Genomic DNA, 16,110 nt, shown 5'->3' with positions numbered 1-16,110 from the left:
TGTCATGCCGTGATTAATGTATCTCCGGTCATCTCCTCCGGTTTGGGTATCCCCAGCAGTTGGAGGATGGTGGGAGCAATATCCTGCAGGCTGCCGTCCCGCACGGTGACTCCGGCAGTGTCACGGTTTATCAGAATAAACGGAACCGGGTTGGTGCTGTGGGCAGTAAAAGTATGCCCTTCCTCGTCCTTCATCTCGTCTGCGTTGCCGTGGTCTGCCGTGACCAGGACGGTGCCGTTTTTCTCCAGCACGGCCCGGACCAGCTGCCCCAGGCAGCAATCCACGGTCTCCAGGGCCGCTATTGCAGCGCCCATGTCCCCGGTGTGACCAACCATGTCCGGGTTGGCATAATTCACAATCATAACCTCGAACTGATCCTGCCGCAGCTGTTCCAGAAGCTTTTCCGTGACCTCGTTGGCGCTCATCTCCGGCTTCTGATCATAGGTGGCCACTTTGGGCGAGGGAACCAGGATCCTTTCTTCACCAGGGTTGGGCGCCTCCACGCCACCGTTGAAGAAAAAGGTGACATGGGCGTATTTCTCCGTCTCGGCCAGGCGCAGCTGAGCAATACCATGCTTGCTCAGGACCTCGCCAAGGGTGTTATGTAATTCCTGCGGCCGGAAGGCCACCGACGCCTCGATGGTCTTATCGTACATGGTCATGCAGGTGAAATAAACTCCGGGATAACCCTCTCGCCTCTTAAAGCCTGTGAATTCCTGATCTACAAAAGCCCTTGTAATCTGGCGGGCGCGGTCCGGACGGAAATTGAAAAAGATTAGCGAGTCTCCCTCCTCAACTCGCGCCACCGGGCCTCCGGTCCCCTTCGTGATTACTGTGGGCTGGATAAATTCATCTGTCTCACCCCTGGCGTAGCCCAGGTCAACAGCTTCCAGCGGGCCGCCGGCGGGGATGCCCTCGCCGTAGACCATGGCGTTGTAAGCGCGCTCGGTGCGATCCCAGCGGCGGTCGCGGTCCATGGCGTAGTAACGGCCCATTACGGTCGCGACTGCATAACCGTATTTGCTTAGCTTCTCTTCCAGCTGATTAAAATACTCTCCGGCGCTTTCCGGCGGCACATCGCGCCCGTCCAGAAAGGTATGTATGTAAACATTGCGCATTCCTTCCCTGGCGGCCAGTTCCATCAAGGCGTAAAGATGGGTGAGGTGGCTGTGCACCCCGCCGTCGGACAAAAGGCCCATCAGGTGCAGTGATCTGTTTTTAATTTTGGCCTGGTTCACCGCTTCCAGCAGCACCGGGTTCTTGTAGAAGCTGCCGTCCTTAATGGAGCGGGTAATCCTGGTCAGCTCCTGGTAAACCACGCGTCCGGAGCCAATATTTAAGTGTCCCACTTCGGAGTTGCCCATCTGGCCCTCCGGCAGTCCCACCTCTTCGCCGGAGCAGGCCAGGACACAGTGCGGGTAACCGGCCAGGAAATTTTTGAAATTCGGAATGTCGGCCTGGGCGATAGCGTTGCCTTCCACTTTGGAACTAATCCCCCAGCCATCCAGGATCACCAGGACCAGGGGCCTTTTCACTGCTGTCAAAATATACCTCCAAATTAGGGCGTAAGGCCTAAAGTGCATTAATAAGCAATCGCTTTAATACAAGTTTATCCATCAATGTGGCTCATCGAATTGTTCATCTTCTGCTGGTGCCGTGTTAACGGCATGTACGTCTAGACAGCAATTTGTTTCCAACATCCTGCTCAATTTGGATGCGATTCATCGCATAAGACTCTTAACCCAAGAGGAATGCAGTACACTTACGCCCTACGCCTTGCGACTTACGACTTATCATGCGCTGCCTGTACAATGCCTGTAAAACTTGCTGCTTCCAGGCTGGCGCCGCCGACAAGCGCCCCGTCAATGTCCGGCTGCGCCAGCAGGCCGGCTGTGTTGTTCGGCTTAACGCTGCCGCCATACTGGATGCGCACCTGATCAGCCGCAGGGACGCCGTACCAATCTCTTACCAGGGAGCGGATATAGGCGATGACCTGTTGGGCGTCCTGGTCAGAGGCCGTTTTGCCTGTGCCGATGGCCCAGACCGGCTCGTAGGCGATTACCAGGCCGCCCGCCTGGTCTGGCGCAAGCCCCGCCAGGCCTGCCGACGCCTGAGTATGTATTACTTCTTCGGTCCGGCCTGCCTCCCGCTCGGCCAGGGTTTCTCCCATACACATAATGGGGACCAGGCCATGTTTCAGTACCGCCTTGATCTTGCGGTTAACCTTCTCGTCTGTTTCGCCGAAAAACTGCCTCCGCTCGGAATGACCGATTATTACATAGCGGCAGCCTATATCTTTGAGCATGACCGGTGATATTTCCCCGGTAAAGGCGCCGCTGTCCTCCCAGTAGACATCTTGAGCCCCCACCGCTAGACCGGTACCACGCAGTACCGCCACCACCTTGTCGAGGGCTGTAAAAGGAGGGCAAACCACCACATCCACCCCGCCGGTCACGGCGTCCAGTGGTTTCACTCCCTCTACCAGGGCGGCCGCCTCGGACAAGGTTTTAAACATTTTCCAGTTGCCGGCGATTATAGGTCTGCGTGACGTAACATCCACCCCCATATTAGTCGTAGGTCATTGGGCGTAAGGCGTAGGGATATGCTGCATTTCTTTAGGGTATTTGTGCGAATGAGCCAATGAAAATATGCACCCACATTATCATCTTTAAGCTGTTTTTGATACGAGGTGCGATTTTAATCGCACAAAAACTGCGTAGCAGTTTAAGGGATTTCTACTGCATATCCATATATATGTAATTGCACATACTCTATTTAGCGGCTTATTTGTCCTGCAGGGCCTCGACGCCGGGCAGTTTTTGGCCTTCCAGGAATTCCAGGGTGGCCCCGCCGCCGGTGGATATGTGGGTGATATTATCAGCCACGCCGGCTTTGGTCACCGCCGCCACCGAATCCCCGCCGCCAACTACCGTGATGCCTTTAATCCCGCCAAGTTCCCGGGCGATGGCTTCCGTCCCCCTGGCGAAGGGCGCCATTTCAAATACACCCATGGGACCGTTCCATACCACTGTTTTTGATGTTTTGATGGCCCCGGCAAAATATTCAATCGACTTGGGACCGATATCAAGCGCCATCCAATCGGCCGGGATTTTGTCCACCGGCACAATCGCCTGCTCAGCATTGGGATCAGCCCCCAGCGCCACCACCACGTCAACTGGCAGGAGAAGTTTTACTCCCCTGCTCTTGGCGTCAGCCATCAAGGTTTTGGCCATATCCACCCGGTCAACCTCCAGGAGGGACTTCCCAATATCATAGCCCTGCGCCTTGAGAAAGGTATTGGCCATGCCGCCCCCGATAATAAGGGTATCCACCCTGTTCAGGAGGTTGGAAATCACCGCGATTTTGTCCGAAACCTTGGCCCCCCCGATAATGGCGAGGAAAGGCCGCTCCGGGCTGGCCAAAAGCCTGCCCAGCATCTCCAGTTCCTTTTCCATCAAAAGACCTGCCACCGCAGGCAGGTATTCGGCCACACCCGCTGTAGAAGCATGGGCGCGGTGGGCTGTACCAAAAGCGTCATTCACGTACACATCAGCCAATTCCGCAAGCTGCCTGGCAAAGTTCTCATCGTTCTTTTCTTCCTCGGAGTAAAAGCGGACGTTCTCCAGGAGGAGCACATCTCCCTCCTGCATCCTCTCAACTGCCTGGCGGGAAACATCTCCAATGCAGTCATCCACCTTTAAAACCTGCTTGCCTAATAACCTGGACAGGTGCGTGGCTACAGGATCCATCATATATTTTTCGTTCACCTGCCCCTTGGGGCGTCCAAGGTGGGAAACAAGGATAATCCTGGCTTTTTGCTGAACCAGATATTCGATGGTGGGAAGCGCCGCGCGTATGCGTGTGTCGTCGGTGACTTGGCCGTTTTTATCGAGGGGGACGTTAAAATCAACCCGGACCAGTACCCGCTTGCCGGCGACCTCGATATCCCTAATCGTCTTCTTGCTTATGTGCAAACACCTCCTATCCATAATCCTCGCAAAGCGCTGTCAAAACAAGCCCGCACATTTATTAACCGGATCGGCGGGCACACCAAGACGCGCCGCACTTCCGTTCAGCCCTTTGCGAGATTGTCTTACAGCGCTTTTATAATACGAAATAAGTTTATCATGAACAGCTAACGGAGGTACACGGAAATCACTTGCAATTACTAAAATCCTTTGTTTGCAATAAAAGTAACCAGATCCAGCACCCTTTGCGAATAACCCCACTCGTTGTCGTACCAGGCAATGACCTTGGCCATGTTCCCCTCGATCACCATGGTAGAAAGCGCGTCGATGATTGCCGAGTGGGGGTTGCCCTTGAAATCAATTGAAACCAGCGGGAGTTCACAATAATCCACAATACCCTTGAGATACCCCTGCGCGGCTTCCTTCAAGGCGTTATTTATTTCGTCGCGGGAGGCCGGCCGGGCCAGATCTACCACCAGGTCCACCACCGAAACAGTGGGGACAGGGACCCGCATGGAAAACCCGCTCAGCTTGCCCTTGAGCTCCGGCAGCACCAAGCCGACCGCCTTGGCAGCTCCGGTAGAAGTGGGAATGATGGACATGTTGGCGGCCCTGCCCCGCCGCGCGTCGCGGTGCGGCATATCGAGAAGCTGCTGGTCGTTGGTATAGGCGTGGACGGTGGTCATCAGTCCTTTAACGATGCCGAAGGTGTCGTTTAAGACTTTGGCTACCGGAGCCAAGCAGTTTGTGGTACAGGACGCGTTGGAAATCACATGGTCCACCGAGGGATCGTACTGGCCCTCGTTAACTCCCAGCACCACGGTCAGGCATTCGCCCATTTTGGAGGGCGCGCTTAAGACTACCTTTTTAGCGCCGGCCCTGATATGTGTGGATGCTTCGTCGGGCCTGTTGAACCTGCCGGTAGATTCCACAACAATATCAGCGCCGAGTTCCTTCCAGGGCAAGCGTGCAGGATCCCCTTCGGCCAGAATTGGTATTTCATGGCCGTCGACGATAATGGCGCCTGTCCTGGACTGTACATCCGCATCAAAAATTCCGTAGAGCGAGTCATATTTGAGCATATGCGCTACCGACTGGGCGTAGGTGTCGGTTACCTCGATCCGGCGGGATTTGTGATTGACCCCCACAACCTCAAAGTCAGGGCATTTTAGCGCGCCTCTTAAAACGTCACGTCCTATCCTTCCAAGACCATTAATTCCAATTTTACAAGCCATTAGTACTGCCTGCTCCTTTCATTAGTATGCCTGATTAGCCACTTTTTATGTAAATAGTATATACTCTATTCTCTTTATGCCTGTTAAGTTCCTCCCGGCCAAAAAGATTAAAAGTAAATTCCGGGGTACTAACAAATTCTGTCAGTACCCCGAAAGGAAAACCTTATATCAATACCTTTTTCGTTTGCGGATGGCGGGAATATTCAATTCATCACGGTATTTGGCTACCGTCCGCCTGGAAATGCGGATCCCTTTCTGCATGAACAGCTCGGAGATTTTCTGGTCGTCAAGCGGGAGCCTGGCATCCTCAGCGGCTACTATCTCCTGCAGCATTTTTTTAATGCTCTCGGCAGAGGTAGTGGTCCCGGCTGAATTGTTCAAGCCGGTTGAAAAGAAGTATTTCATATCAAAAACACCCTGCGGGGTCTGTATATACTTGTTCGAGGTGGCCCGGCTGACCGTCGATTCATGCAGGTTAACCAGAGCGGCAACTTTTTTCAGGTTGAGTGGTTTTAAATATTTCACGCCGTGGTCCAAAAAATCTCTCTGGAGTTCCACCAGGCACTTCGCCACCTTGTACAGGGTGAGGCGCCGCTGTTCAATGCTCCGGATCAACCAGGCCGCGGCGTTGAGCTTGCTTTCCACGAAGCGGCGAGTCCTGGTATCGAAATTTTTATCCTTGGAGAGAACTGAGCGATAGGCGGCGTTGATTGTAATACGGGGAATCGTGCCGTCGTTGACCAGAATGATGTACTCACCATCAACCTTCTCCAGAAAAATATCAGGGACGATATAGCGAGTGTCGTTCGGATTGGCAAAATTCCGCCCCGGCTTGGGATCCAGCGTTTTCAAAATATCAGCCGCCTTCTGGACCTCCTGTACGGTAATCCCCAGGTCCTGGGCAATCCGGTTGACTTTGCCTTTGGACAGGTCTACCAGATGTTCTTTTATTAGTTCTTTAAGAATATCGTTTTCAATCCCTAACTGGTTAACCTGGATCAAGAGACATTCCACCAAATCCCTGGCCCCCACCCCGATAGGATCGAAGCTCTGGATTAGATTCAGCGCCCGGTAGGCTTCTGATTCATTGATGTTCAGCTTGGAGGCCACCTCTCGCAGGGAAACACGGAGATAACCGTTTTCATCTATATTGCCGATCAGGTATTCACCGATAATCCGGTCCCTGAACTGGCAAGAACTCATGTTGAGCTGGAACAACAGGTGTTCGGACAGCGTGGGAGTCTTGAACAAAAAGTTCTCATAGCCGTAATCCTGCTGGTCCTGCACTCTTTCCTGGCGGACCATCCCCAGATCACTGCTGTCATGGAAGTATTCCTCCCAGTCCAGGTCGTATTCTTTACGTTCATCTGCCGGTTCAACCTGCTTATCCTCAGCTGCCGCGATCTGCTCTCGATCAACCTCTTCTTCTCTCAACTCAAGCAGGGGGTTTTCTTCAAACTGCTGCTCAATGTAGGTGGAAAGCTCCAGGGACGAGAGCTGCAGCACAGTTATAGCCTGACGCAGTTCAGGGGTCATGATTAGTTTTTGCGACTGCTCTACGTTCAGACCATAGCCCATACGCATGACGTTCACTCTCCTTAATACAGCCCCTCAACATTAATGGACAAATTTCTTGATTATTATTAATTCTCTAACCATTGATGTTTTCCTGCCTGGCAGTCACTTATAGCACGATATTCGTCAGGTAATTGTTTCATACGCCTGACCGTCCCGAAAATGATAGGACGCACGTGAGCAGAACCGTCAGAGCAAGCGCCGCAGCCATGGCCAAGGTATCCTGTCCGGCCATGAAAAGGTAAGGGTGCAGGCCGGCTCCGTAGTCCATCAGGTCATTAACCAGCATCCAGGCGCCGGTAATAATCACCACGTTTATTTTGAACCTGTAAGTCCTTAAGAATATAGCTCCTTCAGCCGCCATGCCCAGGTGGGATAGCCATAGCATTGTTTCGGTTGGGGCCACGGGACCGCCGCTGGACCAGTAATTGGTAATCATGATAACCGCCCAAATCCCGTACTTAATGGATACGGTACAGGCCAGGACCTGGAACATGGTCTTGTTAGCGCCGGTCAGGTGCAACAGCAGCGCTACAGCGAAAAGGGTGGTCGACAACGGACTATCCGGCATAAAAGGCCAAAGATAAAATGAGGTTTCCGTCAACTGCTCCCGGTACCAGAAGTACCCATATGCAGAACCGAGCACATTTATTACCAGCAGGGGCGCCATAAAACGCGGCTGCCGGGGATCCTTCCAAAAGTCCCGCCACAGGCTTAACATCAGTGTCTGGGAATACCGCCTTTATTCAGTCTCTTAAGGGTTTGCGATAGGTCTTATAATATATGCTGCTCTTAGTCTTCGTCTTTTAACACGCGTATGACCCTGGCCGGGACGCCGGCCGCCAGGACGCCCGCCGGGATGTCCTTGTTGACCAGGGAACAGGCGCCCACCACAGCCCCGTCACCAATGGATACACCTGGTAAAATAACGGTGCTGTTGCCGATTACGACCCCGCGGCCGATTTCGACCCGCCCTTTGCGATACTCCCGCACCAGGAATTCATGTGTCAGGACAGTGGCGTTATAACCGATAATGCTGTTTTCTCCGATGGAAATCAGTTGCGGGAAAAAAACGTCGAACATGGCCATCAGTCCTACCGAGACATTTTTACCGATTTGCACGTTCAGCAACCGGCGGTAGAGCCAGTTTTTCAGGCCCAACCACGGCAGGTAGCGGCAAAAGCTGAGTATCAGAAAATTAAAGGATAACCTGGGAAGGCCCACAATCCGGGAAAAGTACTGCATGGAATTTTTTTCTCCAGGGGAGGGGAATCTCTCAATTCTTCGCATAGTTAACGCTTCCGAATTCTATCCGCGATTTCTTCCAGCTTGCGCAGACGGTGGTTGACCCCTGACTTGCCGAGCTGCGGCGCCATCAAGCCGCCGAGTTCTTTCAGACTGGCGTCCGGGTATTTGATCCTCAGTTCGGCTGTTTCCCGTAAGCTCTCGGGAAGTTTCTCCAGCCCCAGAGTGCTGCTGATCAGTTCGATATTCTCAAGCTGGCGTACTGCCGCGTTAACCGTCTTGTTCAGGTTGGCCGTCTCGCAGTTGACCAGGCGGTTGACTTGATTGCGCATGTCTTTGTATATTCTGGCATTTTCAAAGTTTAACAAGGCGGAGTGCGCCCCGATGACGTTTAAAAAGGCGGAAATCTGTTCACTTTCTTTGAGATAAATCACGAACCAGTTTTTGCGACGGCTCACCCGGGCATTAAGCTGGTACTTATCCATGAGCCGCGCCACGAAGTTGGCGAAATATTCCTGGCCGGTGGTGATTTCCAGGTGGTAGTTGCCTTCCGGGTTATTGACCGAGCCTCCACCCAGAAACACTCCTCTGAGGTAAGAACGCCGGCAGCAGTCTCGGTGCACCAGGCTTTCCCTGACCTTGCTTTCCAGCCGGCCGGCGCCGTCCACCATCCCCAAACGCTTGAGAATTTCGTCCATACCCGGCTGAGGAGGCAGGTGGACCATGTAGACATTGTTCTTACGAAGGCGGTTGTTCCGCTGCACCCGGACTTCTGTGTGAAGTCCAAAAAGCTTCCTGATCAGGGAAAATGTTTTTCTGGCCACAGCGACATTTTCAGTTACAATATTAAGACTTACCTGCCTGGCGCCGCTGATCTGGATGCTGCCATCCATCTTGACAAGTGCGGCCAGTTCGGCCATAAAACAGCAGGAGCGCTGAGCCGCAACCCGCGCCAGTTCATTTTTGGCGACAGCTGAAAAGGACAACCCGGACCCCTCTTTTCTCTTGCATATATTATACCATAAAACAACGACAGGGTTACCCTGCCGTTATATTTTCCACGTCTTTTAATCTATATTGGACCATTAAATCTTTACGTTGGTAAATTCCTGCTCTTTATTATTTTGCTGGTCGTTAATATACCTAACTTTTTCATACTGCCCTTTAGCTGAGAATATTAGCCTTACCACAGCCTGCGCCAGTTTATCCGGGTGGTGCCGCACCACTTCTGTCTGTTGCGTCAGGTCCTCACCCACCGCGGTTATACCCAGCTTCTCTATTTCCTCCAGATCAGCCACCACCGGCTCCGCCCCCTCCTGCCGGTAGCGGGCCCGCAACCTGTACGGCACCTGGCCGGTGTTGACCACGGCATAGTCGATAAATTTTCCAGCATGATTCTGAATGGTCCGCAGGTGTGAGGAGGCGGTATAACCGCCGGTTTCACCCGGCTGGGTCATCACGTTGCAGACGTAAATTTTTATGGCCGGGGTCCTGGCCAGCGCCTCGGGAATCCCTTTCACCAAAAGATTGGGGATAATACTGGTATAGAGGCTGCCCGGGCCTAGAACCACGGCGTCGGCCGAACGGATGGCAACCAGCGCCTCGGCCAGCGGCAGACAGCGCGCCGGTTTGAGAAAAACCCTTTTAATCAGGCCGGCTCCATGGGAAATGTTAGACTCACCGTGCACCACAGTACCGTCGGCCAATTCCGCGCACAGGGTGATGTCCGTGAGTGTGGCCGGCAGTACATGCCCGCGGATAGCCAGGACCTTGCTCAAGCCACGTACCGCCTGATCTATCCCCCCGGTTATTTCGGTCAAGGCAGCGAGGAGCAGGTTGCCGATGCTGTGACCCGCCAATTCACCCGTGGTAAAGCGGTATTGCAGCAGCTCTTCCATCAGAGGCTCCTTGTCGGCCAGGGCCACCAGGCAGTTCCTGATATCGCCCGGCGGCAGGATACCCAGGTCGCCCCGCAGGCGTCCGGAACTGCCCCCGTCATCAGCTACCGTAACAATGGCGGTGAGGTTGCTGGTATATTCTTTTAGACCGCGCAAAAGCACCGAAAGTCCGGTCCCGCCGCCCATGACCACGATCCTGGGGCCACGACCCAGGCTGCGCCTGGCGTAGATAATCTCGGCCATCCGGCCCTCCTGGTCGGGAGCAAGCGCCCCGGCAATGGAGTGAAAGACTCTCAGCAACCCCCTGGCCATCACCAGCAGCCCTGCCGCCATGGTTATCATACCGGCTAGATGCTGGTATTCGTCCCCCAGCAGCCACCACTCCAACCTGTGAATAGGGCGGGCAAAGTCTCCCAAGAGTCTCCCTTCCATCAAGAGATCCACCCCGAATGAGATCACGAGCAGTCCAGCTAGAGCAAGCAGCAGCCACCGTTTAACCCGCATGCCCGGGTACAGCCACTTCAGCATGTCTTCCACCTCTATGATCTTTTTATATCCCGGTGCCTTACAGTTACGTGCAAGTCCTTTTTATTCAGAATTTCTCCGAGCCTGTTGGCCAGGGCCACCGAGCGGTGCCTGCCGCCGGTGCAGCCGATGGCCACCATAAGGGTGGTCTTACCCTCTTTCGTGTAGTTGGGTATCAAAAATTCCACGAAATCAACAAACTTTTGCATGAATTCCGTCGTTACCGGGGAAGCAAAAACAAAGTCCCTGACGATGCTGTCATTGCCGGAAAAGGGACGCAAAGACGGCTCGTAATGCGGGTTGGGCAGAAAGCGTACGTCGATAACCAGATCCGAATCCAGAGGAATGCCAAATTTAAAGCCAAAAGAAATTACGGTGATATGCAGCCTGGAGGTACCCGCGGCATCTGCGAACACCGAAGCTATTTCTTCTTTAAGCTGCTGTACCGTCATATTGGACGTATCAATAATTTTATTAGCCCTGCCCCGCAATTCCCGTAGACGGTTGCGCTCTTCCCTGATTACATCGAGGACTTCCCCGTGTGAGCTTAAAGGGTGCCGTCTGCGGGATTCTTTATACCGGCGCACCAGTGTTTCATCCGATGCCTCCAGAAAAAGGATTTCGTAACCTATACCCTGGTCGTCAATTTCGGAGAGTACTTCAAATAGGGTGTTGAAAAACTCTCCACCCCTGATGTCAACGGCTAATGCTATTTTATTAATTTTACTGGCGGCCTGTGCGCATAGTTCAGCAAATTTTGGAATGAGAGTAGGCGGGAGGTTGTCCACACAAAAGAAGCCCAGGTCCTCCAGGCTGCGCATTGCCTGAGTCTTGCCTGCGCCGGAAAGTCCGGTAACAATGATGAACTTCGATGGTACCATCGATACCCCCCCTGTCCCACGTCTCAATGCACAGCGTTGATCACCATCTCCGCTGGAAAATTCAGCCGTTCCAGCAACGCGGCCCCTTCGTCCAGGTTCCCCACTGTTGCCGGGAAATGGGCGTCGCTGTTGACGACCAGCTTGGCCCCCCAACGGGCGGCGGCATGTACTATTTCTTCTTTATTATAATTGTGTCCCGTATTTACTTCAAGGGATGTTTCTCTGACAGCGCAGGCCAGGGCCAATTCATCCAGGTCCACCGGCATCATCAGTCCGGGATGGCTGGTGAAACTGACGGGATAGCGGTGTACCGCTCCAACCAGGGCTTTGGTGTTGGTATTGCGCATCTTGGCCCAGACGCTCCTGTTGAGCCTGACCACCAGGTTGGGCAGGGTAAAATGCAGGGCGTCCCCCAGGGAGTCCGGCAGGTAATACGGGTGAAGCCCGGCAATCAAAAGGTCCAATTGGTCAATAATGTGTTCGGGCAGCTCCAGGCGCCCGTCCCGGCCGGTTACCGCCGCCTCCGCGCCAACCAGCACTTTCACAGCCGGAAAACGGCCGGCAAGCTCAGCCACTTCTTCCTTGATCGCAAGAAAAGTATCCGGGCTGGCCACCCCGGTGCCGATGTTTTTAGGACCGTGGTCAGTGATAGCCAGTACCTCCAGGCCCTTTAATGAGGCTGCCTGGATGTTTTCGGCCGGGGTGCCCCGGCCGTCGCTGTAGGTTGTGTGGGTATGGTAGTCTGCAAAAAACCTGATTGTCCCGCAGCTCCTTATAAGTTAGATGCTATATATCCTGCGTTCCTCATTATACATTGATACTTCTTGCTCGTATTTAGATTTTTTATGGTTGTAGTCTTGTCTTCCCATTAAAGAATAAGTAATATTTTTACCTTCTTCAACACCAGGCTGGTCATATGCGTTAATATTCCACAAATCCGCAGTTAAAACCACCAGCGCTTCAACAAAATAAAATAGACCGCCCAGCGTCTTTGGAGAAACGTCTTTTAAAGTAATACTGTAACATGGCTTTCCATCTTTAACCAGGCTCATTTCGGTAGCAAGCTGCTCTATATGGAGCTGTTCTTGCATAGTGCGGCCTGCAAAATAGGAGTACTCTTTTTCAGTTGGAAATTCGTTTGTAAACTTAATCTCGTCAGCGACATTGTTAATTTTCATAAAGCCAAATACCTTGTCCGCGGGACCCTCTTTAAAAAGCTGTAGAATTGAGTGCTGATCCGTAGCACCCAAACAGGTAAGCGGCGTGGTTCCCGCGTTAACCACATTATTTGCAAGAGATTGTTTTTTACCCAGGCTTTCCGCCCATAGCTGCACAAACCACAGGCCGAACTCAGACAATAAACTGCTGTAATTAAAAAGTACATGTATAGATTTGCCTTTAAGCGCCAGCTCGAACAGAGATGCGCCTAAAGCAAATAATGCATTCTGCTGCGGACCATCGCTAATGATGGATTGGTGCGCTATTTGCGCTCCTTCTAATAATTGCCCGCTGTCTATGCCGATAATTTCCGAGGGCAGGAAGCCAACTGAAGACAAGACAGAATACCTGCCGGGCAGATTGTGTGGTATATGAAGCAACCTGCACCCCAGGGATTTTGCTATATGGTTTATACCATTGTCGCCCGGGTCACAACATATAACGATATCGGCAGTATCTCCTCCCGCTTCTTTAAATCTATTATAGAAGTGTATAAATAACGCTGCTGTTTCCGGGGTGGAACCGGATTTACTGACATAGATTATAAGTGTTTTGCCGATATCGATAACATCTTCATAATATTTAACCAACACCGGATCTATATTGTCCAGGATAAAAAGGCGCGGGTGTTCTTGTTTAATCAGGTTATACAAAGGGCCCTTGAGGTATTGTATGACCGCCCTGGCGCCAAGGGCTGACCCGCCTATGCCTAAAACCAGTACATTCTCATACTTGGCCGCGATATTTTTAGCCAGCGACTTAATATCAGGGATTGAGCGTTTTTCTTCTAATGAAAGTGTCAGGAATGATTTTTTTCCCTGTAATGACATCTGGAATTCTTTGAAAACATGACCATACTTATTTTCCAAAGCATTGAAATCAGAGAGGGAAATAAAATTCAATTTGTCCCTTTCGCTTATTAAATGGCCAATATCAACGCTGATTATTCCGTTCATTCAACCACTCCCCATACAATGATTCTTTATCCCATCTTTAATATACCACAATAATAGTCTATTTCAGGGCATACCATTTCAAAACATTGTGCATTTGCCAGCATATGAGACGGAATCTAGTATTTCCCTATTCCTCAAAGTTATAATCGTTGGAACAAAATTAATAAAGTGGGGCTTGGAACTACCAGTCGGTTTTCCTGTATTGGCTTGTCTCTTCAATTGGCCGGATTTCCAGTACGTCTTCGACCAGGGCGCGCAGCACTTCCGCCACCCCCCAGGCCTGGGCAAGGCAACCCCGCGGCATGGCCGGCTCGTCGGCGTCAAAAATTTCGGATATATATCCTACCCCGTGGTCACGCAGCTGGTCCCGGAAGGGCAGGATAAAGCGCCGGGCCTGGACCCGGCTTTCCGGGCTGTAGTTGTTAACCCGCCGGTAGGCGGTGATAAAAGGGCCAATCAGCCAGCTCCAGGCAGTCCCCTGGTGGTAGGCTCCATCGCGCCGCAAACGGTCTCCCAGGTATACTCCCTGGTAGCGCTCGTCAAAGGGAGATAAACTGCGGATTCCATAGGTAAGGTACAGTTCCTGCCATACTCTCTGTACCACACGCCTGGCCATGGCCTGTGTCAGCATGGTGTAGGGAAGACTCACGGCCAACAGTTGGTTGGGCCGCAGACCGTCCTCCGGCCCGTCCGTGGTAATGACATCATTGAGGTAGTTATTTTCTTCGTTCCAAAAACATTTAATGAAATTATCTTTTATTCTAGCAGGCAGTTCCGGGTAAGCCGGACTGTCTCCAACCATAGATGACAGCATATTCAGTATACAGACGGAGTTGTACCAGAGAGCATTGATCTCTACCGCCTTGCCGTGCCGGGGTGTCACCACCCACTGGTCTACCTTGGCGTCCATCCAGGTCAGCTGTATATCGGGTGAGCCTGCTGAAATAAGGCCGTCTGAGTCCATGCCGATGTTGAAATCGGTTCCTGTCATATACCAGTGGACAATATCCTTTACGACGGGATAAAGCTGTTCCCGCACAAAGTCCAGGTCTTTGGTGTAGTTCAGGTATTTGTAAACCGCGTGGACAAACCAGAGTGAGGCGTCCACGGCATTGTAAACCGGCTCCCTGGCCCCGTCAAAGAAGGCGTTTGGCAAAAGCCCCCTCCTGCGATGTTTGGCGAAAGTAAGCAGGACCTCACGGGCGTCGTCAAAACGTTTTGTCACCAGGGCCAGACCAGGCAGGGCAATCATGGCGTCACGGCCCCAGTCGGCAAACCAGGGATAACCGGCAATGACGGTTTTTTTGCCGGTTGAACGCCGTTCTACGATAAAGGCGTCTGCCGCCCGCACCAGACGGCGGGCCAGGTGGTCATCGTAGCCGGCCTGCCGGGCCAATCCCTGCAAACGGCTTCTTTCCGCGGCCAGCAGCTCTTCCCCATCTAAATTATCAATGTCCTCGGTAGACGCAACCACGGTAAAAGTTTTACTCTCCCCCGGCGCAAAGGGTATTTCAAAACGGCCGGGGATATAGTGGTCTTCATAAGGGTTTTCGCCCCGCTCCCGCTCCGCCGCATAGGCCATGCCGGCGTACCAGCTGTCGCCCGGTATATATCCGCCGGAACTGCTGGAAAGCAGCAGCGGGGGTATTTCCTCCCTGCCTTTAATGGAAACGCCGCCCTCCTTAAGCTGCTGGGTGAAGTTAATTTCCCCCTGCGTGGTGATGTAATGATGCCCCCGGCAGTTGACCAGGGGGACCAGGGTAAGCACAGCCGGTTCCGCGCCATTGCGCGCCTGGTAGTGAATTATGGTGGTATTCCGGCCGTACGCCATGAAGATGGTCTTGACCAGGGTAATATCCCCAAAACTATAGGTAAAGGTGGGAATCGGTTCAACACTGACCTGCTGAAGGTGGATGCAGCCGTACTCCGCGAACCCCGATCGGTTGTCGTTGGCGGCCAGGTTGTAGGTGCAGGAGCCGGCCTGGAAGCGTTCGTCCAGCTTGGTCAGGTGCAGTACCCTAAAGCCCGGCGGATTATGGGCTGCTACCAGCAACCCGTGGTATTTGCGGGTGTTGAGGTTAACAATGGTGCTGGAGGCATAGCCGCCGATGCCGTTGGTAACCAGCCACTCCTTCTCAATACCCCGTTCCAGGGTGCGCCAGTTTTCCTTACCAAAATAGTACATCGTGACCGTCCCTTCACAATATAGCCGCCAGGCTAAAAAAGTAAGAACTTAAATAAAAATATCGCTGTCGTATGCTGAACGCTTATTTCCAGGTTTGGTTGTCCATGACGCCAAAGGCGCAACGCTGCGCCAGAGCAATAGCTCCCATGACCCCCGCGCGACCGCCCAGTTCCGCTGCGGCAAGACGCGCGCTCTTCCCGGCTTCTTCCAGGGTACGCGCCTGGACTTCCGTGCGAAGGTTTTGCCAGACCGGTTCTCCAATATCCATGACTCCCCCGCCCAGTACTACCAGTGACGGGTTTAACAGGTTGATGATGTTGGCAATGCCGATACCCAGGTAGCGGGCAGCCCGGGCGATAATTGACTCCGCCGTATTATCCCCGGCAGCTGCGGCCGCCGCGACCGTTACGGCGGTGATGCCGGC

General features: G+C 52.9%; 14 protein-coding genes. All 14 read right to left on the bottom strand.

Annotated features, from left to right (window positions below):
• Positions 1-2: 2 nt before the first annotated feature.
• Complete coding sequence (gene gpmI / locus Psfp_RS16625; protein ID WP_134219661.1) at positions 3-1,544, bottom strand: 2,3-bisphosphoglycerate-independent phosphoglycerate mutase; 1,542 nt, start codon at positions 1,542-1,544, stop codon at positions 3-5.
• Positions 1,545-1,783: 239 nt separating this feature from the next.
• Positions 1,784-2,566, bottom strand: coding sequence for a triose-phosphate isomerase (tpiA, locus tag Psfp_RS16620; protein WP_134219660.1), 783 nt, complete (start codon positions 2,564-2,566; stop codon positions 1,784-1,786).
• 217 nt (positions 2,567-2,783) lie between these two features.
• Positions 2,784-3,968: a phosphoglycerate kinase gene (locus tag Psfp_RS16615; protein ID WP_134219673.1), complete on the bottom strand. Its 1,185-nt coding sequence runs from the start codon at positions 3,966-3,968 to the stop codon at positions 2,784-2,786.
• Between the two features lie 200 nt (positions 3,969-4,168).
• Positions 4,169-5,203, bottom strand: a complete 1,035-nt coding sequence (gap, locus tag Psfp_RS16610) for a type I glyceraldehyde-3-phosphate dehydrogenase (RefSeq protein WP_134219659.1) — start codon at positions 5,201-5,203, stop codon at positions 4,169-4,171.
• Between the two features lie 168 nt (positions 5,204-5,371).
• A complete protein-coding gene (gene rpoN / locus Psfp_RS16605) occupies positions 5,372-6,787 on the bottom strand; it encodes an RNA polymerase factor sigma-54 (protein WP_134219658.1) in 1,416 nt (471 codons plus the stop codon).
• Positions 6,788-6,917: 130 nt separating this feature from the next.
• Complete coding sequence (locus Psfp_RS16600) at positions 6,918-7,499, bottom strand: DUF1405 domain-containing protein (protein ID WP_134219657.1); 582 nt, start codon at positions 7,497-7,499, stop codon at positions 6,918-6,920.
• A 71-nt stretch (positions 7,500-7,570) separates the two neighbouring features.
• A complete protein-coding gene (locus Psfp_RS16595) occupies positions 7,571-8,068 on the bottom strand; it encodes an acyltransferase (protein WP_134219656.1) in 498 nt (165 codons plus the stop codon).
• Between the two features lie 2 nt (positions 8,069-8,070).
• On the bottom strand, positions 8,071-9,009 hold the full coding sequence (gene whiA, locus Psfp_RS16590; RefSeq protein ID WP_134219655.1) for a DNA-binding protein WhiA: 939 nt from the start codon (positions 9,007-9,009) through the stop codon (positions 8,071-8,073).
• A gap of 99 nt (positions 9,010-9,108) precedes the next feature.
• The gene (locus Psfp_RS16585) at positions 9,109-10,449 is read right to left on the bottom strand and encodes a gluconeogenesis factor YvcK family protein (RefSeq protein ID WP_243120743.1); all 1,341 of its coding nucleotides are present in this window, start codon (positions 10,447-10,449) and stop codon (positions 9,109-9,111) included.
• 11 nt (positions 10,450-10,460) lie between these two features.
• Complete coding sequence (gene rapZ, locus Psfp_RS16580; RefSeq protein ID WP_134219653.1) at positions 10,461-11,327, bottom strand: RNase adapter RapZ; 867 nt, start codon at positions 11,325-11,327, stop codon at positions 10,461-10,463.
• Positions 11,328-11,350: 23 nt separating this feature from the next.
• Complete coding sequence (locus Psfp_RS16575; RefSeq protein ID WP_134219652.1) at positions 11,351-12,085, bottom strand: PHP domain-containing protein; 735 nt, start codon at positions 12,083-12,085, stop codon at positions 11,351-11,353.
• A gap of 21 nt (positions 12,086-12,106) precedes the next feature.
• Positions 12,107-13,501: a glucose-6-phosphate isomerase gene (locus tag Psfp_RS16570; RefSeq protein ID WP_134219651.1), complete on the bottom strand. Its 1,395-nt coding sequence runs from the start codon at positions 13,499-13,501 to the stop codon at positions 12,107-12,109.
• Positions 13,502-13,682: 181 nt separating this feature from the next.
• A complete protein-coding gene (locus Psfp_RS16565) occupies positions 13,683-15,686 on the bottom strand; it encodes an amylo-alpha-1,6-glucosidase (RefSeq protein WP_134219650.1) in 2,004 nt (667 codons plus the stop codon).
• A gap of 82 nt (positions 15,687-15,768) precedes the next feature.
• Positions 15,769-16,110 (bottom strand): ROK family protein (locus Psfp_RS16560; RefSeq protein ID WP_134219649.1); only part of this gene is annotated, 342 nt, incomplete at its 5' end.

This window comes from Pelotomaculum sp. FP, assembly GCF_004369245.1.
In the GTDB taxonomy this organism is placed as follows: Bacteria; Bacillota; Desulfotomaculia; order Desulfotomaculales; family Pelotomaculaceae; genus Pelotomaculum_C; species Pelotomaculum_C schinkii.
The sequence above is the reverse complement of the archived record's forward strand: the minus strand, read 5'-3'. Positions and strand labels throughout refer to the sequence as shown.

Coding starts and splice junctions, on each gene's coding strand:
- tpiA (WP_134219660.1), bottom strand. CDS start 2,566: ATGGGGGTGGATGTTACGTCACGCAGACCTATAATCGCCGGCAACTGG.
- gap (WP_134219659.1), bottom strand. CDS start 5,203: ATGGCTTGTAAAATTGGAATTAATGGTCTTGGAAGGATAGGACGTGAC.
- rpoN (WP_134219658.1), bottom strand. CDS start 6,787: ATGCGTATGGGCTATGGTCTGAACGTAGAGCAGTCGCAAAAACTAATC.
- Psfp_RS16600 (WP_134219657.1), bottom strand. CDS start 7,499: ATGTTAAGCCTGTGGCGGGACTTTTGGAAGGATCCCCGGCAGCCGCGT.
- Psfp_RS16595 (WP_134219656.1), bottom strand. CDS start 8,068: ATGCGAAGAATTGAGAGATTCCCCTCCCCTGGAGAAAAAAATTCCATG.
- Psfp_RS16585 (WP_243120743.1), bottom strand. CDS start 10,449: ATGCTGAAGTGGCTGTACCCGGGCATGCGGGTTAAACGGTGGCTGCTG.
- rapZ (WP_134219653.1), bottom strand. CDS start 11,327: ATGGTACCATCGAAGTTCATCATTGTTACCGGACTTTCCGGCGCAGGC.
- Psfp_RS16570 (WP_134219651.1), bottom strand. CDS start 13,501: ATGAACGGAATAATCAGCGTTGATATTGGCCATTTAATAAGCGAAAGG.
- Psfp_RS16565 (WP_134219650.1), bottom strand. CDS start 15,686: ATGTACTATTTTGGTAAGGAAAACTGGCGCACCCTGGAACGGGGTATT.